This is a genomic window from Arthrobacter sp. NPDC056691, from assembly GCF_042791415.1.
GTDB lineage: Bacteria > Actinomycetota > Actinomycetes > Actinomycetales > Micrococcaceae > Arthrobacter.
This window is the reverse complement of the sequence record NZ_JBHTXX010000005.1, coordinates 17,284-43,617: the sequence shown is the minus strand read 5'-3', so window position 1 is coordinate 43,617 and position 26,334 is coordinate 17,284. Positions and strand designations below refer to the sequence as shown.

Sequence of the window (26,334 nt, the reverse complement as noted above, 5' to 3'; positions counted from 1 at the left end):
ACCGAGTGCGGGGTCCTTCCTTGGATTACAGACTTTCGGTCAGCGGAAGTCGTTTCCGAGGTCGTAGTCATCCAGCGGGATGGCGTGGAACTCGGGAGCTCCGTCGCCGCCCAGCGTGTCGTAGGAGAAGTCGCTGAACGCGCTCGGGCCGGTGAACAGGTTGGCCTTTGCTTCTTCAGTCGGCTCCACCGTGATCTCGGTGTAGCGCGGGAGGCCCGTGCCGGCCGGGATCAGCTTACCGATGATGACGTTCTCCTTGAGGCCGAGCAGCGGATCGCTCTTGCCTTCCATGGCCGCCTGCGTCAGGACGCGGGTGGTCTCCTGGAAGGAAGCTGCGGACAGCCAGGACTCGGTGGCCAGCGACGCCTTGGTGATACCCATGAGCTCGGGACGGCCGGAAGCCGGCGTCTTGCCCTCGGATACAACGCGGCGGTTGGCGTCCTCGAACCGGCTGCGCTCTGCCAGCTCACCGGGGAGCAGGTCGGAGTCGCCGGATTCGATGACCGTGACGCGGCGCAGCATCTGGCGGACGATGACTTCCACGTGCTTGTCGTGGATGCCAATGCCCTGGCTGCGGTACACGCCCTGCACTTCGTCCACGAGGAACTTCTGTGCGGCACGCGGGCCCATGATGCGCAGGACCTGCTTCGGGTCGACCGGGCCGTTGATGAGCTTCTGGCCCACCGTCACGTGCTGGCCGTCCTCGATCAGGAGGCGCGACCGGCGCAGGACCGGGTAGGCGATCTCTTCGGAACCGTCGTCCGGAGTGATCACCAGGCGCATCTGGCGCTCGGATTCCTCGATGGTGATGCGGCCGGCTGCTTCCGCAATCGGCGCCACACCCTTCGGGGTACGGGCTTCGAAGAGCTCCTGGATACGGGGCAGACCCTGGGTGATGTCGTCGCCACCGCTGGCGGAAACAGCACCACCGGTGTGGAACGTACGCATGGTCAGCTGGGTACCGGGTTCACCGATGGACTGCGCGGCGATGATGCCCACGGCTTCGCCGATGTCCACGGTCTTGCCGGTGGCCAGCGAACGGCCGTAGCACAGGGCACAGGTTCCGACGCTGGACTCACAGGTGAGCACGGAGCGGACCTTGACCTCGGTGATGCCGGCTGCGAACAGCTCAGCGATCACGACGTCGCCGCAGTCGGTGCCGGCCGGAGCCAGGACGTTGCCCTTGGAGTCGACGACGTCCACGGCCAGCGTACGGGCGTAGGCGCTGTTCTCGACGTTCTCGTCCAGGCTCAGCTCACCGTTGGCGTCAGCCACGGCGATCGGGGTGACGAGGCCGCGCTCGGTACCGCAGTCCTCTTCACGGACAATGACGTCCTGCGAGACGTCCACCAGACGACGGGTCAGGTAACCCGAGTTGGCGGTACGCAGCGCGGTGTCGGCAAGACCCTTACGCGCACCGTGCGTCGCGATGAAGTATTCCAGCACCGACAGGCCCTCACGGTAGGAGGACTTGATCGGACGCGGGATAATTTCACCCTTCGGGTTGGCCACCAGGCCACGGATACCCGCGATCTGGCGCACCTGCATCCAGTTACCACGTGCGCCGGAGGACACCATGCGGTTGATGGTGTTCATCGGCGACAGGCTGTCACGCATCGCCTGGGCGATCTCGTTGGTCGCCTTGTTCCAGATCTCGATCAGTTCCTGGCGACGCTCGTCGTCGTCGATCAGGCCCTTGTCGTACTGTCCCTGGATCTTGGCGGCGCGCTCCTCGTAACCGGCAAGGATGGCCGGCTTGGACTCCGGAACCTCGATGTCGGAGATGGCGACGGTGACGCCCGAGCGGGTGGCCCAGTAGAAACCGGCGTCCTTCAGGTTGTCCAGCGTTGCGGCCGTGACAACCTTCGGGTAACGCTCCGCGAGGTCGTTGACGATCCGGGACAGCTCGCCCTTGTCGGCAACAGCCTCAACCCAGGGGTAGTCCTCGGGCAGGGTCTCGTTGAAGAGAACCTGGCCCAGCGAGGTGTCCACCAGTGCGGGCTGACCCTGCTCCCAGCCTTCCGGAGCTTCCCAGCCGGCGTAAGGAACAAAGCCCTCAAGACGGATCTTGACCTGGGAGTTCAGGTGCAGCTCGTGTGCGTCGAACGCCATAATGGCCTCGGACACCGAACCGAAGACCCGGCCCTCACCAGCTGAACCGACACGCTTGGTGGTCAGGTGGTAGAGGCCGATGATCATATCCTGCGAAGGCAGGGTCACCGGACGGCCGTCAGACGGCTTCAGGATGTTGTTGGACGACAGCATCAGGATGCGTGCCTCAGCCTGGGCTTCGGGGCTCAGCGGCAGGTGGACTGCCATCTGGTCGCCGTCGAAGTCAGCGTTGAACGCGCCACAAACCAGCGGGTGAAGCTGGATGGCCTTGCCTTCAACAAGCTGCGGCTCGAATGCCTGGATGCCGAGGCGGTGCAGGGTAGGTGCACGGTTGAGCAGCACCGGGTGCTCGGTGATGATCTCTTCCAGCACGTCCCAGACCTGCGGACGGTAGCGCTCGACCATGCGCTTGGCCGACTTGATGTTCTGCGCGTGGTTGAGGTCAACCAGGCGCTTCATCACGAACGGCTTGAAGAGCTCCAGTGCCATCTGCTTGGGCAGGCCACACTGGTGCAGCTTCAGCTGCGGGCCGACGACGATGACCGAACGGCCGGAGTAGTCGACGCGCTTGCCGAGCAGGTTCTGGCGGAAACGGCCCTGCTTGCCCTTGAGCATGTCGCTCAGGGACTTCAGCGGACGGTTGCCCGGACCCGTGACGGGACGGCCGCGGCGGCCGTTGTCGAAGAGGCTGTCAACAGCTTCCTGAAGCATGCGCTTCTCGTTGTTGACGATGATCTCCGGGGCACCCAGGTCAAGCAGTCGCTTGAGTCGGTTGTTGCGGTTGATCACGCGGCGGTAGAGGTCGTTGAGGTCGGAGGTCGCGAAGCGGCCACCGTCCAGCTGGACCATCGGGCGCAGTTCCGGCGGGATCACCGGGACAGCGTCCAGCACCATGCCGAGCGGGCTGTTGTTGGTGGTCAGGAATGCGTTGACCACCTTCAGGCGCTTCAGGGCGCGGGTCTTGCGCTGGCCCTTGCCGTTGGCGATGATGTCGCGCAGGTTGTCGGACTCGGCCTGCATGTCGAAGTTCTCAAGGCGCTTCTTGATGGCCTCGGCACCCATGGAGCCCTCGAAGTACATGCCGTAGCGGTCACGCAGTTCGCGGTACAGGCCCTCGTCACCTTCAAGGTCGGCGACCTTGAGGTTCTTGAAGCGGTCCCAGACCTGCTCGAGGCGCTCGATCTCGGCGTCGGCGCGCTTGCGGACGTTCGCCATCTGGCGGTCAGCGGAGTCGCGTGCCTTCTTCTTGTCGGCAGCCTTCGCGCCTTCGCCCTCGAGACGGGCAAGCTCGTTCTCAAGGTCGCGGGCGATCGCAGCGATGTCGGAGTCGCGGTTGTCGATCAGCTGCTTCTTCTCGACGTCATGCTCAACCTGCAGGTTGGGAAGTTCCGCGTGGCGGTTTTCTTCGTCGACGCTGGTGATCATGTAGGCAGCGAAGTAGATGACCTTTTCGAGGTCCTTCGGAGCCAGGTCAAGGAGGTAGCCCAGGCGGGACGGAACACCCTTGAAGTACCAGATGTGGGTAACGGGAGCAGCCAGTTCGATGTGGCCCATGCGCTCACGGCGCACCTTCGCGCGGGTGACCTCAACGCCACACCGCTCACAGATGATGCCCTTGAAGCGCACGCGCTTGTACTTGCCGCAGTAGCATTCCCAGTCACGGGACGGGCCGAAGATCTTCTCGCAGAAGAGGCCGTCCTTCTCGGGCTTGAGCGTGCGGTAGTTGATGGTTTCCGGCTTCTTAACCTCGCCGTACGACCAGCCGCGGATGTCTTCCGCGGTGGCGAGGCCGATCTGCATGAGGCCGAAGGAGGATTCGCTGGACATATGGTCCCTGTTCTCTCTTGTTCTCTAAATTCTGAAGTCTTGTTTGCGGGGAGAGGGAGGGGGCCGACGGCGGGTGGTCACCACCCGCCGTCGGGACCCCTGCTACACCTCTTCTACGGAGCTGGGCTCTGCACGAGACAGATCGATGCCCAGTTCTTCCGCAGCCGTGAAGACTGCGTCATCAGAGTCACGCATTTCAATCGTGGTTCCGTCGGTGGAAAGCACTTCCACGTTCAGGCACAGCGACTGCATTTCCTTGATCAACACCTTGAAGGATTCGGGAACACCCGGCTCAGGGATGTTCTCGCCCTTGACGATCGCCTCGTAGACCTTCACACGGCCGTGAATGTCATCGGACTTGATCGTGAGCAGTTCCTGGAGCGTGTAGGCGGCGCCGTAGGCTTCGAGCGCCCACACTTCCATTTCACCGAAGCGCTGGCCACCGAACTGTGCCTTACCACCCAGCGGCTGCTGCGTGATCATGGAGTACGGTCCGGTGGAGCGGGCGTGGATCTTGTCGTCCACCAGGTGGTGGAGCTTCAGGATGTACATGTAGCCGACCGAGATCGGATCCGGGAACGGCTCGCCGGAGCGGCCGTCGAACAGGCGCGTCTTGCCCGAGGAGTTGATCAGGCGTTCGCCGTCACGGGTCGGGTTGGTGGAGTCCAGCAGCCCGGTGATTTCCTCTTCGCGGGCGCCGTCGAAGACCGGCGTTGCAACAGTGGTCTGGCCACTCTCGCGCGGCAGGTTCGGCAGCTGCTTGGCCCACTCCGGCTCGCCTTCGATCTTCCAGCCCGTCTTGGCAACCCAGCCGAGGTGCGTTTCCAGCACCTGGCCGACGTTCATACGGCCCGGAACACCCAGCGGGTTCAGGACGATGTCAACGGGGGTACCGTCGGCAAGGAAGGGCATGTCCTCGATCGGGAGGATCTTGGAGATAACACCCTTGTTGCCGTGGCGGCCGGCGAGCTTGTCGCCGTCGGTGATCTTGCGCTTGGCAGCCACGTAGACGCGGACCAGCTGGTTGACGCCCGGCGGCAGCTCGTCGTCGTTGTCGCGGTCGAAGACGCGCACGCCGATGACGGTGCCGGACTCGCCGTGCGGCACCTTCAGGGAGGTGTCGCGGACTTCGCGGGACTTCTCGCCGAAGATGGCGCGCAGCAGGCGCTCTTCCGGGGTCAGTTCGGTTTCACCCTTCGGGGTGACCTTTCCGACCAGGATGTCGCCGGCTTCGACCTCGGCACCGATGTGGATGATGCCGCGCTCGTCCAGGCCTGCGAGGACTTCCTCGGACACGTTGGGGATGTCACGGGTGATTTCCTCGGCACCAAGCTTGGTGTCGCGGGCATCGATCTCGTGCTCCTCGATGTGGATGGAGGAAAGGACGTCCTCTGCCACGATGCGCTGGGACAGGATGATGGCATCCTCGAAGTTGTGGCCTTCCCATGACATGAATGCCACGAGCAGGTTCTTACCGAGGGCGAGCTCGCCCTGGTCCGTTGCCGGGCCGTCGGCGATGATGCCGCCAACTTCCAGGCGCTGGCCTTCGTTCACCAGAACGCGGTTGTTGTAGCAGTTGCCCTGGTTGGAGCGGGCGAACTTGTTGATGCGGTAGTTGGTTTCCGTACCGTCATCGTTGAGCATGATGACGAGCTCAGCGGAAACCTCGGTGACCACACCGGCCTTCTTGGCGATGGTGACGTCGCCGGCGTCGACGGCGGCAGCACGTTCCATGCCGGTGCCCACGAACGGGGCCTCGGAACGGACCAGCGGCACAGCCTGGCGCTGCATGTTGGCACCCATGAGTGCGCGGTTGGCGTCGTCGTGCTCGAGGAACGGGATCAGGGCGGTTGCCACGGACACCATCTGGCGCGGGGAAACGTCCATGAACTGAACCTCAGCGGCGGGAACGAGCACGGGCTCGCCTCCACCACCGCGGGCACGGACCAGGACGGTCTCCTCGGCGAAGCTCTTGTTCTCGTCGAGCGGAGCGTTGGCCTGTGCGATCAGGACCTCGGCCTCGTCGTCGGCCGTCAGGTACTGGACGTCGTCGGAGACGACGCCGTCCTTGACCAGACGGTACGGCGTCTCGATGAAACCGAACGGGTTGATGCGGCCGTAGGACGCCAGCGAACCGATCAGACCAATGTTCGGGCCTTCAGGGGTTTCGATGGGGCACATACGTCCGTAGTGGGACGGGTGGACGTCTCGGACTTCCATGCCTGCACGGTCACGGGACAGACCGCCCGGGCCCAGCGCGGAGAGACGGCGCTTGTGGGTTAGACCCGAGAGCGGGTTGTTCTGGTCCATGAACTGCGACAGCTGGGAGGTTCCGAAGAACTCCTTGATGGCTGCCACCACGGGACGGATGTTGATCAGGGTCTGCGGCGTGATGGCCTCGACGTCCTGCGTGGTCATGCGTTCGCGGACGACGCGCTCCATGCGGGACAGGCCGGTGCGGACCTGGTTCTCGATGAGCTCGCCGACGGCGCGGATGCGGCGGTTGCCGAAGTGGTCGATGTCGTCGATCTCGACGCGCAGCTCGTGGTCTTCGCCGTCGCGCTTGCCCATGAGGGTCTTCTCACCGGCGTGCAGCGCGACGAGGAACTTGATCATGGCCACGATGTCTTCAACGTGCAGGACCGAGGCTTCCTTGTCGCCAAGGGAGCGGTCGATGCCAAGCTTGCGGTTGATCTTGTAGCGGCCAACCTTGGCCAGATCGTAGCGCTTGGAGTTGAAGTACAGGTTGTCCAGCAGCGACTGGGCAGCCTCGACTGTGGGCGGCTCGCCCGGACGCAGCTTGCGGTAGATGTCCAGCAGGGCGTCTTCGCGGGTTTCGGTGGCGTCCTTCTCCAGCGTTGCACGCATGGAGTCGTACTGGCCGAACTCCTCGAGGATCTGGCCTTCGGTCCAGCCGAGGGCCTTCAGCAGCACCGTGACCGACTGCTTGCGCTTGCGGTCGAGGCGCACGCCGACCTGGTCGCGCTTGTCGATCTCGAGCTCGAACCAGGCGCCGCGGGACGGGATGATCTTTGCGGTAAAGATGTCCTTGTCGCTGGTCTTGTCAGCGGCGCGCTCAAAGTAGGCGCCCGGGGAACGGACCAGCTGGGAAACGACGACACGCTCGGTGCCGTTGACGACGAAGGTGCCCTTCTCGGTCATCAGCGGGAAGTCACCCATGAACACGGTCTGCTGCTTGATTTCGCCCGTGTTGTTGTTCATGAATTCGGCCTTGACGTACAGCGGTGCCGAGTACGTAGCGTCCCGGTCCTTGCATTCAGCCATGGTGTACTTCGGGTCAGCGAACTCCGGATCGGAGAAGCTCAGGGACATGGTGCCCTGGAAGTCCTCAATCGGGGAGATCTCTTCGAAGATGTCGGAAAGACCGGAGGTGGTGGCGACGCTCAGGTCGCCTTCTTCGACGGCCTTCGCAACGCGGGCCTGCCAGCGTTCATTTCCGACCAGCCAGTCGAAGCTGTCCGTCTGCAGGGCAAGCAGATTCGGAACGTCAAGAGGTTCGTGAATCTTTGCGAATGAGAGCCGGCGAGTCGCACCATCGGTGCTTGCCGTGTTAGCGGTTTCGTTATTAGAGGTGCTCGAGGCGACCAAGAGGGATCCTTCCACAGACCTTCAGGCGTTTTCAGATCTCCCCCGCTTTTCACCCTGCGGAGTGACTCCGCAGTGCTACCATCCGGTTCCGCTATATGACCCGGGACCTGGTTCTGCCCATGCTGGTGACGTTGTTCACGGCACATTGATGGAACAGCTAACAGGCTAAGCCCACCGCTATATGAAGGCTGAAGGTAAACAGGGAAGACGCAAATATCTACGATACGGCAAAACCCCACGCGTGTCTACCCCACTTGCCAGCAGAATGCAAGCACCGTTGCCGCGGGCACCTAACCGGAATGCACCCCGCCTTCCCAGCGTTTGAATGGATAGGTGACCGGGCTCACGATACCCTTAGGCCAATCATCGACCAAAAGATCGGAAGCGAACATCCATGAGCAATTCCGCGGACAACAGCGACGTTGTCATCCTGTCCGGCGCGCGTACCCCGCAGGGCCGGCTGAACGGGCAACTGGCGAGCTTCACCGCCGTCGAGCTCGGGGCGCACGCCATCAAGGCGGCCATCGCGGCGAGCGGACTGGAAGCCGACCGGGTGGACGCCGTCATCATGGGCCAGGTCCTGCAGGCCGGGGCCGGCCAGAACCCGGCCCGCCAAAGCGCCATCGGCGCGGGCATCGGCTGGAACGTCCCCACGGTGACCATTAATAAGGTCTGCCTGTCCGGGCTCACCGCCGTGATCGACGCGGCGCGGATGATCCGTGCCGGCGACGCCACCGTCGTCGTCGCCGGCGGCCAGGAGTCGATGACCCGGGCGCCGCACGTTCTCCCCGGTTCCCGCCAGGGCTGGAACTACGGCACCGTACAGGCGCTGGATGTTGCGGCGCGCGACGGCCTGACCGACGCGTTCGACGGCCAGTCGATGGGCCTGTCCACCGAATCCAAGAACCTGACGCTGGGCATTGACCGGACCGCGCAGGACAACGTCGCCGCCAACTCGCACCAGCGCGCCGCCATCGCGTCGAAGAACGGCGTTTTCGACGACGAGATCTCGCCGATCAGCGTCAAGCAGCGCAGGGGCGAACCCGTGGTGGTTTCCACTGACGAGGGCGTCCGGCCGGACACCACGGTGGAGTCCCTGGCCGGCCTGCGTGCAGCCTTCGTCACCGACGGCACCATCACTGCAGGCAACTCCTCTCCCCTGTCCGACGGCGCCTCCGCCCTGGTCCTGACCTCCCGCAGGTTCGCGGAGGACAACGGGCTGGAGTACCTTGCTGTTGTGGGCAAGCCCGGCCAGGTGGCCGGGCCGGACAACTCCCTGCACTCGCAGCCCTCCAACGCCATCCGGAACGCGCTGGACCGGGCCGGCTGGAGCACCGCGGACCTGGACTTCATCGAGATCAACGAGGCGTTCGGTTCTGTGGCCGTGCAGTCCCTCAAGGACCTGGACTACCCGCTGGAGCAGTGCAACATCCACGGCGGCGCCATCGCGCTGGGCCACCCGATCGGCGCCTCCGGAGCACGGCTGGCACTCCACGCGGCGCATGAGCTGAAGCGGCGCGGCCAGGGCAAGGCGGCAGTTTCACTCTGCGGAGGCGGCGGCCAGGGCGAGGCCCTCCTGCTGTTCCGCGACTGATGAGCGGCGGGAACTGATGAGCGGCGGGGACGGATGAGCGGCGTTCCGGCGTCGGGCACTAACGGGACCGGCGGCAACGGCAGGGAGCGTTTCCTCGCCGACGCGGCTGCGCGCGGCCTGGACGTCCAGATCGTCGAGCGGCTGGCGGCCCACAGCCTCGAGGAGGCAGCTGAGATCCTCGGCATCAGCCCGGCGGACATCGTGAAGTCCCTCGTGGTGAAGCACAAGGACGGCAGTTTCCTCTTTGCCCTCATCCCGGGCGACCGGCAGATCTCCTGGCCGAAGCTGCGCAGCCTGGTGGGCGTCAACAAGCTCTCGCTCCCTGCGGCCCACGTGGCGCTGGAGGCAACAGGCTACGAGCGCGGCACCATCACGCCGCTCGGCAGCACCACGGCCTGGCCCGTCTATGCGGACCGGGCCATCGCCGGCAAGCGGATTTCCATGGGGGCTGGCCAGCACGGCTACAGCGCCTTCGTGGATGCCGACGCCCTGGTCTCCGCCCTCGGCGCGGTGCTCGCGGACATCAGCGAACCCAACTAGGTCGCACTTGAGGGCGTTCCCAGCGCTGGGAACGCCCTCAGCTGCGACCTACTTGGGTTAAACGCAGGAATCCCCGCCCACCGGAGTGGACGGGGATTCCTGGACAAGCAGTGTTACTTGAGGGTAACGGTGGCGCCAGCTTCTTCGAGCTGAGCCTTAGCCTTCTCGGCAGCTTCCTTGGTGGCGCCTTCGAGAACAGCCTTGGGCGCGCTGTCAACCAGGTCCTTGGCTTCCTTGAGGCCGAGGGAGGTGATGGCGCGAACTTCCTTGATCACTGCGATCTTCTTGTCGCCAGCAGCTTCGAGGATGACGTCGAAGTCAGTCTTCTCTTCAGCTTCTTCAGCGGCAGCGCCACCGGCGGGGCCGGCAACAGCAACAGCAGCTGCGGTAACTTCGAAGGTCTCTTCGAAGAGCTTGACGAACTCGGAGAGCTCGATGATGGTCAGTTCCTTGAAAGCTTCAATGAGCTCTTCGTTGCTGAGCTTCGCCATGGTTGGCGTCCTTCCTATAAAGGTGGCCGGGGGCTGAATGCCTTCCGTTCCACCGGAGTCTTTTTGGGAGAGAGTTAGTTCTCTTCGGCAGCGGCTTCGGCCGGAGCCTCAGCTGCGTCAGCTTCTGCGGGAGCTTCTTCAGCGGCGGGAGCTTCGGCTTCAGCCGGAGCACCGTTCCCTTCTTCAAGCTTGAGGCGCAGTGCGTCGATGATGCGTGCAGCAGCGGCAGCAGGGGCCTTGAGGATGCCTGCAACCTTGGCGAGCTGCAGCTCGCGGGACTCGAGTGCTGCCAGGGCAGCAACTTCGCTGGCGTTCAGTGCCTTGCCCTCGAAGTAACCGGTCTTGATGACCAGCTGCTTGTTGGCCTTGGCAAAATCCGTCAGGCTCTTGGCAGCTGCAACAGCGTCACCCTTGATGAACGCGATTGCAGTGGGGCCGGCGAGCTGGCCGTCGAATGCTTCGACACCAGCTTCCTTGGCTGCAATGGCGGTCAGGGTGTTCTTGACGACCGCGAACTTGGTGTCCTGGCCGAGAGAAACACGCAGCTGCTTGAGCTGTGCAACGGTGAGCCCACGGTATTCGGTCAGGACAGCGGCGTTCGATTCCTTGAAATCGTTAGTGATCTCAGCTACTGCTGAAACCTTGGTAGGCGTTGCCATAACCCTCCTTCCGGGGATAGTGCCGGTATTCCGGGTCCCCGCTCAGGTGAGCTAAAACTAAAAACGCCCCGCGCAGATGCACGGGGCTTGGCTCAACGCTGTTTCAAACAGCGGAACTTTGCTTCGTTCACCTGCGCCGGCCGCCCTATGTTCAGGGTCCTTCGTCCGGAAACCCACTGGTTCTTCCGCACACAACTGCAGAGTTGAGCTGAGCTCGAAAGAGTGGGATTCCAACAACCGACGGTCTTTGGTAGTCCAAGCTTACGGGACGGCCCGCCCCAGCTCCAAATCGGTGCGGCTAGCTCCGGCTGGGCCCCAGGTCCGGGAGTTCCTTCTGCCAGATCCCCGTGACTCCCGCCGTCGTAAACCCGAGCTGGAGGTTGACCGTGAGGAGATACCGGTTTTCGGGTGCGTTCCAGGTGTAGATCACCCGTGCGGCGGGGAACTGCTCGGTGAGGCGCTCCATGTTGGCAACCTTGATGAGCAGCCCGAGCTTGTTGCCGCGGTGAGCCTGCAGCACCACGGTATCGTCCTGGAAGACGACGTCCTGCCGCTGCGCCAGGACACTGATGGTGGTCAGCCCGACGAGCGTCTCCGTGGCGATATGCTCGACGGCGGTCACCACCGTCCGCCGCCCCTGCGAGATAGTGACTTCCTCCGCTTCCCGCAGGATCCGCGCGTCGAACACGATGTCATCGGTCCCCTCAACCGGTCCGGCGTCACCGCCGGCCTGGTTTTCGAGGGCGGCCACGGACTCCAGCCAGCGCTCCGGGCAACGGTCGGTCCAGTGGTGCAGGCGGTAGCGGCCGTTGTTGGCTTCCTGGGCCTCCGCCTCGAGCTCGGCCACAAGCTTGCTGTCCAGCGGCAGCGCGCACGAGCTGAACTGCTCAATGTGCTGGAGCGTGTAGCCGGTGCGCTGGGCGAATTCCACCTCGCGGCTGCCCAGCGGCACGTAGCCCTGCCCCGATCCGGGCACCAGCTGCTCGGGCGCGAACTCGTGCAATGAGGCCCCGGGATGGTTGGTGTCCACCAGGATCATGGTGCGCCCCTCGTCCCGGGCGAAGTGCTCGGCGGCCTCCAGCAGCTGCCTGCCCACGCCCTGGCGCTGGTACTCGGGGAGGATGTCCAGGGTGAATTCGGCAAGGTCCAGGTTGTCGGCGAGGGGAAGGGCGATGTCCACCGTGCCCACGATGTCGTCGTCGACCTTTGCCACGAGGATCACCTGGCGCTCGTACGGGTCGTCCAGCTCGAGGAGCTTTTCCAGCGGAGTGTAGGCGATGTCGTCGCTGCCCCAGGTATCCATCCGGACCTTGCGGCCCACCTCCACCGCGGCGAGGAAGTCCGCCGCATCGGCAGCATCCACGGAGTCCGGAATCCACAGCCGCTCGATCCGCACCTCTATTGCCATTATCCCCAGCCGTTTCCGCCGCTTGCCAAGTAGGCTGCGGGCTTGAGTCCACGCGGTGTATCCGTCGCCAGCATATGCCGGTTAGCGCCGGCGCTGCCACTCACCGTCGTACCCTGCCGGGCGGAATCCCAGGGCCACGTTGATGGCCAGCATGTGGTCATTCTCGGCGGCATTGAATGTCAGGACCCGTTCCACTTCGGGATGGTCCTGCTGCAGGCGCCGGAGGTTGAGCACCTTCACCAGCATCCCCAGCCGGTGCCCGCGGTGCGCCGTGGCCACGAGGGTGTCGTCCTGTTCAGCCAGCCACGGTTTCTCGTCCGAGTGCTGCAGCACCGAATAGGCGGCCAGCTCGCCGCTCGCCTTATGCCGGGCCACGGCCACCAGCGATTCCAGGCCCGTCCGCTTCCATTCGTCCTCGACGTGCCGGACACGCCGGGCGTCCCACACCTCGGCGTCATAGTGGAGCGCGCCTGCCGGAGTATCGGTGCTCATCCGTGACATGAGCACGGCCATCTGGTCGACGTACTCATCCGGGCAGCGGTCCGTCCAGCCGAGGATCGAGTACTTGTCGCCGGCGATGCCGGCTGCCTGCCCTTCCAGTGCGTCCAGGACACCGTCCGACGGCGGCAGGTCCAATGCGCTGAATCGCGTCACCTGCTCGAGGGTATAGCCGGCCGCCACGGCGAACCGTACGCCGCGTGCCGCGGCCGGGACGCCGCCCGTGCCCGTTCCGGGCTTCAGGATCCCCGCACCATCCGGGTCGAACCCGGGTGCGTGCTCGGTGAAGCTCTGCAGGGTGCTGCGGCCGTCCTCCGCCGCCAGCGCCTCGGCATGCCGCAGGAGAGCCTGGCCAATGCCGCGGCCGCTGAACCCGTTAAGGACGTCAACCCTGAGGAACGCGTCCTCGAGGTTTTCCTTTTGCGTAAACCTGACCCAGGACCTCGCCACCATGCGGCCGTCCTGCCGCACGAAGAAGAGCCGCAGCTTCGCGTAGTCGTCGTCGCGCCACGCCTCAAGCCTGGCCTTGCGAGGCGCGGCCCGGTCCAGGTTACCCCAGGTCTCCAGCACCACGGCATCGCTGAGGTCGCTGAACTCGAGGAAGTCTGCGGCGTCCGGCGCGTCAAGCGACGAAGGAAGGAACAGCGGTTCGATCCGGTACGAGGGCGTCGTCACCGGATCAGCCTAGCCGCAACACCCTGGGTCCGACAGAGCCCCCTTCCAGAGCGAGCCGATGCGCTTACTGGAGTCCCGCCGTCGTACTTCCGGGCACCGAGAAGGGCCACGTCAATGCAAAAGGACCGCCCGGCAAAATGCCGGACGGTCCTTTGATGCTGGCCGGGGATCCGGCCGCAGGTTCGCGAGGGTTACGCCTCGATGAGAACCTTGGTGACGTTGGGGTCAACGGAGATGCCGGGACCGAACGTGGTGGCAACCGTTGCCTTCTGGATGTAGCGGCCCTTGGAAGCGGACGGCTTCAGGCGGAGCACCTCTTCGAGGGCAGCGGCGTAGTTCTCGGCCAGCTTGACGGCGTCAAACGAAACCTTGCCGATGATGAAGTGCAGGTTGGAGTGCTTGTCGACGCGGAAGTCGATCTTGCCGCCCTTGATGTCGTTGACAGCCTTGGTGACATCGGGGGTGACGGTGCCGGTCTTCGGGTTCGGCATCAGGTTACGCGGGCCCAGGACCTTACCGAGGCGGCCAACCTTGCCCATGAGGTCAGGGGTGGCAACGGCTGCGTCGAAGTCGGTCCAGCCGCCGGCGATCTTTTCGATTAGGTCGTCGGAACCAACGAAGTCGGCGCCGGCAGCGATTGCTGCTTCGGCCTTCTCGCCCGTGGCGAACACGAGGACGCGGGCGGTCTTACCGGTGCCGTGGGGCAGGTTGACGGTGCCGCGGACCATCTGGTCGGCCTTGCGGGGGTCAACGCCCAGACGGAACGCAACCTCGACGGTGGCGTCGAACTTGGACGGGTTGGTGTCCTTGGCGAGTGTCACTGCCTCGAACGGCGCGTAGAACTTCTCCGCGTCGATCTTGGCGGCGGCTGCCTCATATGCTTTGCTGCGCTTTGCCATGCTGCTTATTCTCCTTGTGCAGTTGTGGTCTGCGGACCGCGCTGGGCCCTGCCACAGTTGGCTGATCCGTCTGTTTTATCCGGACCAGATTTCCAACATTTCAATGTTTCAGTGGTGCCGGTTTCCCGGCGGTGCTGCCCGGCGTCGTCGTCGGTTTCCCGAACCCGGCGCCGCGTCAGCGGTAAGGGAATTAACCCTCGACGGTGATGCCCATGGAGCGGGCGGTGCCGGCGATGATCTTCGCTGCGCCTTCGAGGCTGGTGGCGTTGAGGTCTTCCATCTTGGTGGTGGCGATCTCGTTAACCTGGGCCTGGGTCAGCTTGGCAACCTTGACGGTGTGCGGGGTAGCCGAACCCTTGGCGACGCCTGCAGCCTTCTTGATGAGCTCTGCAGCCGGCGGGGTCTTGGTGATGAACGTGAACGAACGGTCTTCGTAGACCGTGATTTCAACAGGAATAACGTTGCCGCGCTGGGCTTCCGTCGCAGCGTTGTACGCCTTGCAGAATTCCATGATGTTGACACCGTGCTGGCCAAGCGCAGGACCGATCGGCGGGGCCGGGTTAGCGGCACCTGCCTGGATCTGCAGCTTGATGAGGCCGGTGACCTTCTTCTTGGGAGCCAATGTAGGGTCCTTCTCTCAAATGCGTCCTGGGACACAGGAGCGTGCCTCAGGTGGTTGACCGCCATGGCGAGGCGGTCGGCCGTTCCGGAATTGCTAAGCGGGCCGTTCCGGAACGAAATCTGTGGTGATCAGCTAGATCTTGGTGACCTGGTTGAAGGCCAGCGTGACCGGGGTCTCGCGTTCGAAGATGGAGACCAGCACCACGAGGGTCTGGGAGTCCACCTTGATTTCGGAGATCGTGGCGGGAAGGGTCTCGAACGGGCCTTCCTTGACGATGACCGACTCGCCAACCTCGAAGTCGACGTCGATCTGGGCGGCAGCCTGCTTGGTGGGCTTGCCCTTCTCCGCCTGCTCCTCTTCGAAGACCGGGGCGAGCATGGAGAAGACCTCGTCGAGGCGCAGCGGCACGGGGTTGTGGGCGTTGCCAACGAAGCCGGTGACACCCGGGGTGTGGCGGACGGCGCCCCACGAGGCGTCGGTGAGGTCCATGCGGACCAGCACGTAGCCGGGGATGCGGACGCGGTTGATCACCTTGCGCTGAGCGTTCTTGATCTCAACGACTTCTTCCATCGGAACCTGGATCTCGAAGATGTAATCTTCCATGTCCAGGGTCTGGATGCGGGTCTCAAGGTTGGCCTTGACGCGGTTTTCGTAGCCGGCGTAGGAGTGGATGACGTACCAGTCACCCTCCTGGCGGCGCAGCTTGGACTTGAACTCTTCGGCGGGATCGGTGGCCTGGGCGGCAGCAGCGGCCAGGACGTCGGCGCCTTCCTCGGCGTCCTCTTCGGTCACGTCGTCGGCGTCGTCCTCATCGGCGTCGGTAGCGTCGCCTTCGGAGGCGTCAGCGTCGTCTTCAAAATCGGCGTCGTCCTCAAAATCGGCGTCGCCTTCGGAATCGGGCGCAGCAGACTCAACCTCGGAGCCCTCAGCGGACTCAGCCGCGGGGTTCTGGGTTTCATCCAGCTCAGTCTCAGTTACCTCGAGCTCCTGCTCAGACACTTGGTCTCCTGCTTCCTCATTGCCTAATTGCCTATTTAAATGGCTCAATTCCGCAAACCCCGCAGCTCCTCGCCGATTCCGGCCGGGAGTCCACGCAGTCTGCGGACCGATCGCCTTAGCGGTCCGCGGCGCCCGTACCGCTGAAGACCCAGCCCACCGCGGTGCCGAACGCCAGGTCCAGCAGGGTGACGACCACCATCATGATGACGACGAATACGAGCACCACCAGCGTGTAGTTGATCAGTTCCTTGCGGGTGGGGGCGACGACCTTCTTCAGTTCGCCAATGACCTGGCGGATGAAGAGTGCGATGCGAGCGAAGAGGCCAGCCTTGGCGGCCTTCTTTGCGGGGCGGCCCTTGGAGCTGCTGGCAGCTGTTTCGGTCACCTGTTCCTCACTCATCCTCGCAAGTCGGATTTACCCGGCTCTGAACTGAACCTTTGGTTGCTGCGCTTGCTCCGGCTTTTCGCCGGAACAGCCTGCGCAGGGCAGACAGGACTCGAACCTGCAACCTGCGGTTTTGGAGACCGCTGCGCTACCAATTGCGCCACTACCCTATGGATCGAAAACCGATGGAGGCCGCACTTCCCCAGGGAAATCTGGGGCGCACGTCATCATCCGTGTTTTCAACACCGGAGAACCAGTCTACGCAAGAACTGCGCTTACGTCGAACCAGCCTCGTTTCGGACCGTTTTCAGCTTCTGGATCCGTGCCGCACCGCAGTCACAAATCCGTGTTCCACCTCGAACGATCCGGTGAACAGCATAGAGTAGATTCCGTCGAAATCCACCATTCAGCTCACCAGCTGCAAGCGAAGAACGGACCCGCCATGTCTTCCGCCCGCGTTTCCCAACGCATTTCCGCCATTGCCGAATCCGCCACCCTGGCTGTCGACGCCAAGGCCAAGGCGCTGAAGGCGGCCGGCCGGCCGGTGATTGGCTTCGGTGCAGGCGAGCCCGACTTCCCCACTCCGGACTACATTGTCCAGGCCGCCATCGACGCCGCCAGCCAGCCGAAGTACCACCGCTACTCCCCCGCCGGCGGGCTGCCGGAGCTGAAGAAAGCCATCGCCGAAAAGACGTTCCGGGACTCCGGCTACAAGACCGATCCGTCCCAGGTGCTGGTCACCAACGGCGGCAAGCAGGCCGTCTACAACACGTTCGCCACCCTCCTGGATCCGGGCGACGAAGTGATCGTGCCCACGCCCTTCTGGACCACCTACCCTGAGGCCATCCGCCTCGCCGGCGGTGTTCCGGTGGAGGTCTTTGCCGGCCCGGAGCAGGACTACCTGGTGACAGTGGGGCAGCTCGAAGCAGCCGTCACGGACCGCACGAAGATCCTGCTGTTCGTGTCGCCGTCGAACCCCACCGGCTCTGTCTACTCGCCCGAACAGGTGACCGAAATCGGCAAGTGGGCCGCGGCCAAGGGCCTGTGGGTGGTCACCGACGAGATCTACGAGCACCTGACGTACGACGGCGTCCCCTTCACCTCCATCGCCACGGCCGCCCCCGAACTGGGCGACAAGGTAGTGATCCTCAACGGCGTTGCCAAGACTTACGCGATGACCGGCTGGCGCGTGGGTTGGATGATCGGACCCGCCGACGTCATCAAGGCCGCCACCAACCTGCAGTCGCACGCCACCTCCAACGTGTCCAACATCCCGCAGATCGCAGCCCTTGCAGCTGTCTCCGGCCCGCTCACCGCGGTGGACGAGATGAAGGTCGCCTTCGACCGCCGCCGGAAGGCCATCGTGGCCGGGCTCAACGCGATCGAGGGCGTTGAATGCCCGACGCCGAAGGGCGCCTTTTACGTGTACGCGGACGTCCGTGCGCTGCTGGGCAAGGAATTCCCGACGGCGAACGGCACGGTCCGCCCGGAGACCTCCGCCGCGCTGGCCGCACTGATCCTGGATGAGGTGGAGGTCGCCGTGGTTCCCGGTGAGGCTTTCGGCCCGTCCGGCTTCCTGCGCCTCTCCTACGCGCTGGGCGACGAGGACCTCGCCACCGGCGTCGGCCGCCTGCAGGACTTCCTGGGCAAGGCGCAGTAACCCAACGCTCTCTCACATCCTGCAGGAAAACCACGGACCCTCCCTCACCTCCTGCAGGAAAAACTCAAACGCTTCCGCACCAAAATTCGGTGCGGAAGCGTTTCCGTTTGGGCGGCGAAAGGTGAGGACGCGTCGTCGAAAAAGCGGCAGGAGATGAGGGAGGATCGGGGTTACGGCGGCAGGACGTGAGGGAGGATCGGGGTTAAGGCGGCAGGACCTGAGGGAGGATCGGGGGAAAGGCGGCAGGAGATGAGGGAGGGTTTGGGGGTGGGGGTTAGAGGAGGCGGCGCTCGGCTGCCCACTTGGTGAGTTCGTGCCGGCTCGATAGCTGCAGCTTGCGGAGCACGGCCGAGACGTGGGTTTCCACGGTCTTGATGGAGATGAAGAGCTCCTTGGCCACCTCCTTGTAGCTGTAGCCGCGGGCAATCAGGCGCATCACCTCGAGTTCGCGGGCGGACAGCTTGTCCAACTCGTCGTCGGCGATGTCGGCCGGGGCAGTGCCGAAGGCGTCTAGGACGAAGCCCGCCAGTCGCGGGGAAAACACGGCGTCGCCGCCGGCAACCCGGAACACGGCGTCGGTGATCTCCGCACCGGAAATGGTCTTCGTAACATAGCCGCGGGCACCGGCGCGGATGACAGCCACCACGTCCTCGGCCGCGTCGGAGACGCTCAGGGCCAGGAACCGGGTTGTTCCCAGGAGGGCCGCGGAACCCGTGATGACTTCCCGCCCTCCCCCGCCCCGGCCGCCGGGAAGGTGCACGTCCAGCAGCACGACGTCGGGCCGTGCCGCGGCAATAACCTCGACGGCCTGTTCCACGGTGCCGGCTTCTCCGACCACCACCACGCTCGGGTCCAGGTCAGCCTTCAGGCCGGACCGGAAAATCGCGTGGTCGTCCACGATCACCACCCGCACGGTTCTTCCCGCGGTGCCTGGCCCTGCCGGTGTACTCATGATTTTCCTTCCCCGTTGTCCGCGACGTCCGCAGGCAGCCTGAGGCGCACCTCCGTGCCGTCGGGTCCGCTGTTGATGGCGGCGTTGCCGCCGTGCCGTTTCATCCGGCCAATGATTGATTCACGCACGCCCAGCCTGTCGTGCGGGACGGTGTTCAGTTCGAATCCCGGGCCTCGGTCCTTGACGAAAACTTCCGCGCCGCCGTCGGACACCTCGAGGTACACCGAGACGGAACCGCCGCCGTGGCGGGCTGCGTTCAGCATGGCCTCACGGCTGGCCTGGACCAGCGCTTCGTGGCGCTCGGTCATCTCCGTGTCGCCCACGGTCACGACGTCGACAGCGTTTCCGAGCCCGTCTTCCACCTCGGCGGCGGCGGCCTTGATCCGGTCCGAGAGCTGGCCGGCGTCGCGGGCGGGATCCTTGAAGAGCCAGCCCCGCAGCTCGCGTTCCTGCGCCCTGGCCAGGCGGACGACGTCGTGCTCGTTGCCGGCGCGGCGCTGGATCAGGGCAAGGGTCTGGAGCACGGAGTCGTGCAGGTGGGCGGCGATCTCGGCCCGCTCGGTCTCCCGCACCCGTCCGGCGCGCTCGGTTTCCAGGTCGCGCCAGAACTTCAGGCCCCAGGGCAGCAGCACCAGCGCCACGCCGCCCAGGACGGCCACGGAGGCGAGGAGCGCCAGCCAGGTCTGTTGCCATGAGCCAGACCCGGACACCATGACCAGCACGCCTGCCACCACCAGCGCGAGGCCCGCAGCCAGTCGCGCCCAACCACCGGCCTGGTCCGCCTTGGTCTTATCCACCAGCCCGGCCCGGCGCGTTTCATCCAGCTGCATCCAGGCAATGGCCGCGCCGCCGAGTATCGCCGCCGCCGGGATCAGCGTGCCGAGGGGCACCTCCGCGCCCAGCAGCCTGGCGATCAGGATCGCGGCCACGAGCAGGAGCCCGGCGCCCAACAGGATCTCCTTGCCATAGCGCATACTCCGGATCCGGAACCATGTGCCGGGCCCGGGAGCAGCGGCGGACCCCGGGGGCTGGGAGGGGGTGCCGGCGTCGTACTCCCCCGCAGGCGGGGGGACTGGGGGGATTGAAGGAACCGTGCCCGGTGAAGGGGCGGGGGCCGGGCCGGACTGCAAGCCCACGGGCGGCAGGCTCACGGCGGGGGCAATGGGCGACGCCGGCCGGTGGGCATTGCGCTTGGCGTTCTCGTCCGCGGTGGGAACCATGATCCACAGCCACGCATAGAACGCGAGCCCCGCGCCTCCGGCGAAGGCGGCCACCACCATGCCGATGCGGACCATGCGCACCGGCCAGCCAAGATGGACCGCCAGGCCGGAGCAGACGCCGGCGATCACGCGGTCGCTGCGGCGGACCAGAGGTGGGCGGACAGGGGCTGTGGTCATGCATCAATCCAAACACGGATCAGGGTTCCCCAGGCCCGTTGTGGGGGTGAACCCGGGGTAAGTCAGGGACGGCTCAGGGTGTTCCCCAATAGAGGACTGACCAGCGCAAACGGCAAGATCGAGGTATGAACTCGCAGAACCCCAACCCCAATGAAGGCCAGCAGCCGGGCACCCCGTCCGAGGGCAGCACCGGCCGGGAACCGGAGCACCCCGCAGGGCGGGAACACACGGAACCGGAAAACACGGAATCCACTGCGTCGGAAAATCCCACGGAGCCGCTGATGCCGCCTCCCGCCGCGGACGAACCGGCGAACCCTTCCGCTGGAGCCACCCCGCCTTCCGGAACGCACGCCGGAGCCCACCCCGGAGCCGGATACGGCTCTCCCGCCTATGGCGCTCCGGGCTACGGCCGCACCGCCCAGCCGCTGAACTTCTTCGACTGGATCCGCAGCCACGGCATACACCGGGGACGCGACCGCTGGATCGGCGGTGTCTCCAGCGGCATCGCGGAGAGGATGGGCATCGATCCGCTGATCGTGCGCGGCATCTTCATCGTGCTGACGCTGTTCGCAGGCATCGGCGTCCTCCTGTATGGCCTCGGCTGGGCTCTGCTGCCCGAGCCCGACGGCCGGATCCACACCCAGGAGGCGGGCGCCGGGCGTTGGAGCACCGGCATGACTGGCGCCCTCATCACCTCGATCGTCGGCCTCACCGGCATGGGCGGCGGCTTCTGGGGATGGGGCCACGACGGCTTCGGTTTCTTCTGGGCGCTGTTCTGGATCGGCGGCATCATCTACCTCATCTACTTCCTGACCCAGCGCAACAGGAACCGCCGGGGAGCGCCGATGAGCAGCGCCACCGGAGGCCGGGCGGCCTACGGCTACGCAACCCCCGGCAACCCGCCGGCGGCCGCCGCGGCGGGATCCACACAGCCGCCGTTCCCGGCGTCCTCCTTCGCCGCCGGCAGCCACACACCTGCCCAGCCCTACACGGTACCGCCGACCCCGGACGCCATCCCGTCGTACGGCGCCGCAACCCCGTACGGTTCCGCGGCGCCCACAGCCCCCTACGGCGGCGGACTTCCGCCGCGCCGGCCGGCTCCGGTTCCGGTCCCAGCGCCGGCACCCAAGTCGCGGCCCAGCGGCCCCGGCGCGCCGGCCGTAGCCATCACCGCCGGACTGGCGCTGCTGGCCGGCGGAACGCTTAAAGCGCTCGACGCCGGCAACCTGGTTGATCTCGGCGATTCAGCCAACGCCGTGGTCTGGGCAGCCGGTGCAGCGGTCCTTGGCCTTGGCATCCTGCTGGCCGGAATGCGCGGCAGAACGTCGGGCGTCCTCGGGTTCTTCGCCGTGGTGGCGCTCATCGTCGGCGGCATCTTCAGCGCCGTACCCAACGGTGACCGGTTCCGCTTCCAGAACGCGGACTGGAACCCCGTCACCATCGAACAGGCCCGCCAGGGCTTCCAGATCACCGGAGGCCGCGGAACTGTGGACCTGACCGGCCTGAACCTGAACCCGCCCCTGGGCTCCGACGTCGTGATCCCCCTCGACGCCACGGCAAGCAACGTGACGGTCATCATTCCGCGCACCGTGCCGGTGGATGTCCGGGCCGACATGACCCTGGGCAACCTGAATGAGGGCACGGACAGCCGGGGCGGCATCACCTCCCGGCAAAGCAGCTACAACTCGGACAAGCCCGGCGCCCGCCTGATCCTCCAGATCGACGGCACCGTGAGCAACATCGCCATCCAGGAAGGAAACTGACATGAGCAGTTTTGATCCCGCACCGGAAACAACTCCCGTACCCAAACCGTCCGCTGGCGGCCAGGACGAACCCGCCGAGGCGCCGGCCCGCATAGGCACCATCGTCTGGGGGCTGGTGGTCCTCGCCCTGGCCGTCCTGATCGTCATCTCCCAACTGGGGATTGTGGTCCTGAACGGGACCTATGTGCTGATCGGCCTGATGATCGGAGCCGGGGCCGCATTGGTGGCTGGCGGGCTGCTCGCCGCACGAAAACGTGACAACGGCACAACAAACGGGAAGTCTTGAACCATGGAAAAGTTCTTCAGCATTGTCAGGGGCCTTGGCCTGAAGCGCGGACCGCAGCGGTGGCTGGGCGGCGTATGTGGCGGAATCGCCGGGAAGCTGAACGTGGACGTGGCATTCGTCCGCATCGCCTTTCTCCTCTTTTGCCTGCTGCCGGGCCCGGCCGTCGTGTTCTACCTGGCGGCATGGCTGATCCTGCCGGACCAGAACAACTCGATCGCGCTTGAGTCCTTCCTCGAGAAGCGCGGCACGGGCCGCCAGTGACCGCCGGCGGGCAGCCGCCGTCGTCCGCTTGTCCTTTTTACGCAGTGCCCCCGTTTCCCCCGAACCGGGGGCACTGTGGTGTTCAGTACCATTCCGGCCCCGGCGTCCGGAGCCCCTCGGGGGTGTAATCGTTTGTGTCCTACCCCACACTCCGCACTAGAATCTCTTATTGAGCTCAGCGTGGCGCTCTGCCCGTAAACCCTTCGAACCAGGATTTGAGCCAAGAAAATGAAAATCGGAATCCTCACCAGCGGCGGCGACTGCCCAGGACTGAACGCCGTTATCCGCGGCGCCGTCCTCAAAGGCATTGCCATCCACGGCCACGAATTCGTGGGATTCCTCGACGGTTGGCGCGGCGTGGTGGAGGGTGACATCATCCCCATCCCCCGTACTCTCGTCCGCGGTATTGCCAAGCAGGGCGGCACCATCCTCGGCACATCGCGCACCAACCCGTTCGAGAACGGCGGCGGACCGGACGTCATCAAAGCCCACATGGAACGGCTGGGCATCGACGCCATCATCGCCATCGGCGGCGAAGGAACCCTCGCGGCCGCCAAGCGCCTCACCGACGCCGGCCTGAAGATCGTCGGCGTCCCCAAGACCGTCGACAACGACCTCGACGCAACGGACTACACCTTCGGCTTCGACACCGCCGTGCAGATCGCCACCGAGGCCATCGACCGGCTGCGGACCACAGGCGAGTCCCACCACCGCTGCATGATCGCCGAAGTCATGGGCCGCCATGTTGGCTGGATCGCACTGCACGCCGGCATGGCCTCCGGTGCCCACGCCATCCTGATCCCGGAGCAGAAGATCAGCATCGAGCAGATCACCAAATGGGTGACCGAGGCGCATGACCGTGGCCGCGCGCCGCTGGTTGTGGTTGCCGAAGGGTTTGTTCCGGAGCACATGGAAAGCCCTCACTCCGAGCGCGGCCTCGACACCTTCGGCCGTCCCCGGCTGGGCGGCATCGCCGACCAGCTGGCGCCGGAAATCGAGGCCCGGACCGGCATCGAGACCCGCGCCACCATCCTGGGCCACATCCAGCGCGGCGGCGTCCCCTCCGCCTTCGACCGCGTCCTGGCCACCCGCCTTGGCATGGCCGCCATCGACTCCGTGGTCGAGGGCCGCTGGGGCACCATGGTGTCGCTGAACGGCACCGACATTGACCACGTGGGCTTCGAAGCCGCCCTGGGCAAGCTCAAGACCGTTCCGCAGCACCGCTACGACGAGGCCGCGGTCCTCTTCGGCTGAGCCTGCTCCCACTCTCTCCTGCCTCGCACCCGCGCGAACTGGCAGATAATGCCCTGTTTTTGCTTTTTTGAGGGCATTATCTGCCAGTTCGCGCTTTCTGGAGGGGCCACAACTGTACGTTCGGGCTCGGACCCGTCACGGGCCGACGGCACAGACATGGGGCTGAGGCTCGGGGGCGGCAGGGATCGGTAGGCTGGGATCATGAGTCTTGACCCCGGATCCGCCGCCATCATCCAGCTTGCCTGGTCGCGCCGCCTGGGGCTCGACGACGGCGCTTTTGCCCGCGCGCTGGAAACCGGCGAGCGGATCACCAGGGTTGACGACGCCGCGCACTCGGTCGAGTTCGTGCGGCTGTTCGGCAGCTCGGCCCTGGTGGGTCCGCAGTGGGCGCTGGACGCCGCGGCCGGCATTTCAGATGAGGAAATGGCCCAGCACGTCACCCTGCTGACCATCACCCGCCGGCACGGCGGCCACGGCCAGGGCTCGGCCGCGCTCTTCTTCGCAGACGACCTGCCGCTGCTGCAGCCGGCCGAAGAGCTGACGGTGTCGCACGGCAACCCGGAGGCCATCGAGCTCGAGGGCCTCTGCCCGCCCGACGACGTGAACGAGGTGGGCCTGTCCGACCTCGAGAACCGCTACACCATCATTCACGACGACGAGGGGCAGCGGGTGCCCGTGGCCTGCGGCGCCTACTCCGAGTGGGAAGGCATCCTGGCCCACATGGGCGTACTGGTGGCCCCGGAGTGGCGCCGCCGCGGCCTGGGATCGCTCGCAGCCTCGGTAGCCGCCCACGAAGCACTGGCCTCGGGGCTGACGCTGCAGTGGCGCACCGACGTCAGCAACAAGGGCTCGCTGGCCACGGCACGGAGCCTGGGCTTTTCCACCGGCGGCATCCAGACGAGCGTGCTGCTCGGCCAGGCACGCTAGCGCGTCGTCGCCTCCGCGTCCTGGCCAGCGGCGGGCCGCTGGCCGCCCCAGCCCTGGACCGCCTTGGGGCGGGCGAAGAACAGAGCCACCGCGGCGCCGAGCACGATCACAGCCGCCGGCAGCATGATCGACTGGCCCATCGCCGTCGCGAAGCCGTCGTGGAGAGCCGGAGGCAACTGGCCGCCGAAGCCGCCGGCCTCACCGCCGCTCCTGGGCGTCCCGCCGGGCGCCGCCGGAAGTTCCGCGGCGAGCCGGGCCTGCATGAGGACGGCGATGGCAGCACTGCCGAGCACAGCACCGATTTGCCGGGTTGTGTTGTAGACGCCCGCCCCGGCCCCGGCCTGCCGCATGGGCAGGTTGCGGGTCGCGGTGGAACTCAGCGGCGCCCAGATGCCGGCATTCGCGAAGCCGAGAACGGCACTCGGCAGCAGGAACAGCCACACCGGGGTGTCCGGATGCATCAGTGCTGAATTCCAGAACAGCGCCACCGCCATGAGCAGCAGGCCGGTGGACGTGATGTATTTGGGGTTCACCCGGTCGATGATCTTGCCCACCAGGGGCGCCAGCCCGCCGGAGATCAGCGCCATGGGCGCCATCATCAGGGCAGACTGTGTGGGGGTCATGTCCCGGACGATCTGGTAGTAGAAGATGAGCGGCAACACAAAAGCTGTGACTGCGAAGCCCACGGTGGTGATCCCGATGTTCGCCAGCGAGAAGTTGCGGTCCCGGAAGAGGGCCAGCGGAAGCAGCGGCTCACCCTTGTTGGCCGCCTGCCAGCCGACAAAGAGCGCCAGCACCACGAGGCCGCTGATGATCAGTCCCCACACCGTGACCGGCCCGGTGATGGTGCCCCAGTCGTACGTCTCGCCTTCCTGAATGCCGAAAACCAGGAGGAAAAGCCCGACGGCGCTGAGCACCACGCCGGGGATGTCGAACCTGTGCGGGTGGGTGGTGAGGGATGGAACGAAGTGCCAGGCAAGGATGAAGCCCACTATTCCGATGGGGACGTTGATGAAGAAGATCCACTGCCAGCCAAGGCCGTCCACGAGCACGCCGCCCAGGATCGGACCGACCAGCGTGGCCACGCCGGCGGTGGCACCCCACAGGCCCATGGCGGCGCCGCGCCCGTCCGGCGGGAAGATCCTGGTGATCACGGCCATGGTCTGCGGGGCCATCAGCGCTGCACCGAGGCCCTGCAGGACACGGGCGGCGATAAGCATCGCGACCGTTCCGGACAGGCCGCACCACAATGACGCGAGGGTGAAGACCACGAGGCCGGACAGGTAGAGCCGCTTGGGACCGAACCTGTCGCCGAGCCTGCCGGTGATCAGCAGCGGCACGGCATACGCCAGCAGATAGGCGCTGGTGACCCAGATGACGGCGTTGATGTCCGTATCCAGCCCCTCCATGATGCGCGGGTTGGCCACCGAAACGATCGTGGTGTCGATCAGGATCATGAAGAACCCGATGACGAGGGACCAGAGTGCAGGCCAGGGCCTGTTGACGTTTTCCAAAG

Annotated in this window: 21 protein-coding genes and 1 tRNA gene; 8 read left to right on the top strand and 14 right to left on the bottom strand. The window is 65.4% G+C overall.

The genetic code is table 11. The features are described from left to right. Positions 1-39: 39 nt before the first annotated feature. Both ACFRAU_RS06210 and rpoB read right to left on the bottom strand, forming a co-directional pair. Positions 40-3,939: a DNA-directed RNA polymerase subunit beta' gene (locus tag ACFRAU_RS06210; protein ID WP_377997736.1), complete on the bottom strand. Its 3,900-nt coding sequence runs from the start codon at positions 3,937-3,939 to the stop codon at positions 40-42. Between the two features lie 102 nt (positions 3,940-4,041). Continuing rightward, complete coding sequence (gene rpoB / locus ACFRAU_RS06205; protein ID WP_377996609.1) at positions 4,042-7,548, bottom strand: DNA-directed RNA polymerase subunit beta; 3,507 nt, start codon at positions 7,546-7,548, stop codon at positions 4,042-4,044. Positions 7,549-7,942: 394 nt separating this feature from the next. On the opposite strand from rpoB, the gene ACFRAU_RS06200 reads away from it, so the two are divergent. After that, positions 7,943-9,142, top strand: coding sequence for an acetyl-CoA C-acetyltransferase (locus tag ACFRAU_RS06200; protein WP_377999214.1), 1,200 nt, complete (start codon positions 7,943-7,945; stop codon positions 9,140-9,142). Positions 9,143-9,175: 33 nt separating this feature from the next. Further along, positions 9,176-9,682: an aminoacyl-tRNA deacylase gene (locus ACFRAU_RS06195; protein WP_377999213.1), complete on the top strand. Its 507-nt coding sequence runs from the start codon at positions 9,176-9,178 to the stop codon at positions 9,680-9,682. Positions 9,683-9,795: 113 nt separating this feature from the next. Here the strand turns inward: ACFRAU_RS06195 and rplL are convergent, their stop codons facing one another. The 9 genes from rplL to ACFRAU_RS06150 form a co-directional block, all read right to left on the bottom strand. Further along, complete coding sequence (gene rplL, locus ACFRAU_RS06190) at positions 9,796-10,173, bottom strand: 50S ribosomal protein L7/L12 (RefSeq protein WP_003803837.1); 378 nt, start codon at positions 10,171-10,173, stop codon at positions 9,796-9,798. 74 nt (positions 10,174-10,247) lie between these two features. Further along, positions 10,248-10,832, bottom strand: coding sequence for a 50S ribosomal protein L10 (gene rplJ / locus ACFRAU_RS06185; RefSeq protein WP_377999212.1), 585 nt, complete (start codon positions 10,830-10,832; stop codon positions 10,248-10,250). A 298-nt stretch (positions 10,833-11,130) separates the two neighbouring features. Beyond that, positions 11,131-12,240 (bottom strand): GNAT family N-acetyltransferase, encoded by a 1,110-nt coding sequence (locus ACFRAU_RS06180; RefSeq protein ID WP_377999211.1) that lies wholly within the window; start codon positions 12,238-12,240, stop codon positions 11,131-11,133. 81 nt (positions 12,241-12,321) lie between these two features. Next, positions 12,322-13,413: a GNAT family N-acetyltransferase gene (locus tag ACFRAU_RS06175; RefSeq protein ID WP_377999210.1), complete on the bottom strand. Its 1,092-nt coding sequence runs from the start codon at positions 13,411-13,413 to the stop codon at positions 12,322-12,324. 191 nt (positions 13,414-13,604) lie between these two features. Further along, positions 13,605-14,312: a 50S ribosomal protein L1 gene (gene rplA, locus ACFRAU_RS06170; protein WP_331572376.1), complete on the bottom strand. Its 708-nt coding sequence runs from the start codon at positions 14,310-14,312 to the stop codon at positions 13,605-13,607. Between the two features lie 190 nt (positions 14,313-14,502). Then, positions 14,503-14,934: a 50S ribosomal protein L11 gene (rplK, locus tag ACFRAU_RS06165; RefSeq protein WP_018773647.1), complete on the bottom strand. Its 432-nt coding sequence runs from the start codon at positions 14,932-14,934 to the stop codon at positions 14,503-14,505. Between the two features lie 132 nt (positions 14,935-15,066). After that, on the bottom strand, positions 15,067-15,933 hold the full coding sequence (gene nusG / locus ACFRAU_RS06160; protein ID WP_377999209.1) for a transcription termination/antitermination protein NusG: 867 nt from the start codon (positions 15,931-15,933) through the stop codon (positions 15,067-15,069). A 115-nt stretch (positions 15,934-16,048) separates the two neighbouring features. Beyond that, positions 16,049-16,333, bottom strand: a complete 285-nt coding sequence (gene secE, locus ACFRAU_RS06155) for a preprotein translocase subunit SecE (RefSeq protein WP_377996616.1) — start codon at positions 16,331-16,333, stop codon at positions 16,049-16,051. Between the two features lie 82 nt (positions 16,334-16,415). Continuing rightward, a tRNA-Trp gene (locus tag ACFRAU_RS06150) sits at positions 16,416-16,488 on the bottom strand. A 272-nt stretch (positions 16,489-16,760) separates the two neighbouring features. On the opposite strand from ACFRAU_RS06150, the gene ACFRAU_RS06145 reads away from it, so the two are divergent. Further along, entirely contained in the window at positions 16,761-17,978 is a 1,218-nt protein-coding gene (locus ACFRAU_RS06145) for a pyridoxal phosphate-dependent aminotransferase (protein WP_377999208.1), read from the top strand. 274 nt (positions 17,979-18,252) lie between these two features. On the opposite strand, the gene ACFRAU_RS06140 is transcribed toward ACFRAU_RS06145, so the two are convergent. Then, positions 18,253-18,930: a LuxR C-terminal-related transcriptional regulator gene (locus ACFRAU_RS06140; protein ID WP_377996618.1), complete on the bottom strand. Its 678-nt coding sequence runs from the start codon at positions 18,928-18,930 to the stop codon at positions 18,253-18,255. Continuing rightward, positions 18,927-20,327: a PspC domain-containing protein gene (locus ACFRAU_RS06135; RefSeq protein ID WP_377999207.1), complete on the bottom strand. Its 1,401-nt coding sequence runs from the start codon at positions 20,325-20,327 to the stop codon at positions 18,927-18,929. Before ACFRAU_RS06135 ends, ACFRAU_RS06140 begins: the two co-directional genes overlap by 4 nt. A 125-nt stretch (positions 20,328-20,452) precedes the next feature. On the opposite strand from ACFRAU_RS06135, the gene ACFRAU_RS06130 reads away from it, so the two are divergent. The 5 genes from ACFRAU_RS06130 (at position 20,453) to ACFRAU_RS06110 (ending at position 24,818) form a co-directional block, all read left to right on the top strand. Next, entirely contained in the window at positions 20,453-22,090 is a 1,638-nt protein-coding gene (locus ACFRAU_RS06130) for a PspC domain-containing protein (protein ID WP_377999206.1), read from the top strand. Position 22,091: 1 nt separating this feature from the next. After that, positions 22,092-22,376 carry a hypothetical protein gene (locus tag ACFRAU_RS06125; RefSeq protein WP_377999205.1) on the top strand — a complete coding sequence of 95 codons (285 nt, stop codon included), beginning with the start codon at positions 22,092-22,094 and terminating at the stop codon, positions 22,374-22,376. A 3-nt stretch (positions 22,377-22,379) separates the two neighbouring features. Continuing rightward, entirely contained in the window at positions 22,380-22,637 is a 258-nt protein-coding gene (locus ACFRAU_RS06120; RefSeq protein ID WP_377996622.1) for a PspC domain-containing protein, read from the top strand. Positions 22,638-22,865: 228 nt separating this feature from the next. Beyond that, entirely contained in the window at positions 22,866-23,891 is a 1,026-nt protein-coding gene (locus ACFRAU_RS06115) for a 6-phosphofructokinase (RefSeq protein WP_377996623.1), read from the top strand. A 201-nt stretch (positions 23,892-24,092) separates the two neighbouring features. Beyond that, a complete protein-coding gene (locus tag ACFRAU_RS06110) occupies positions 24,093-24,818 on the top strand; it encodes a GNAT family N-acetyltransferase (RefSeq protein ID WP_377996624.1) in 726 nt (241 codons plus the stop codon). Here ACFRAU_RS06110 and ACFRAU_RS06105 read toward each other — a convergent pair. Further along, the gene (locus tag ACFRAU_RS06105) at positions 24,815-26,332 is read right to left on the bottom strand and encodes a DHA2 family efflux MFS transporter permease subunit (RefSeq protein WP_377999204.1); all 1,518 of its coding nucleotides are present in this window, start codon (positions 26,330-26,332) and stop codon (positions 24,815-24,817) included. The genes ACFRAU_RS06110 and ACFRAU_RS06105 overlap by 4 nt on opposite strands. Positions 26,333-26,334 lie beyond the last annotated feature (2 nt).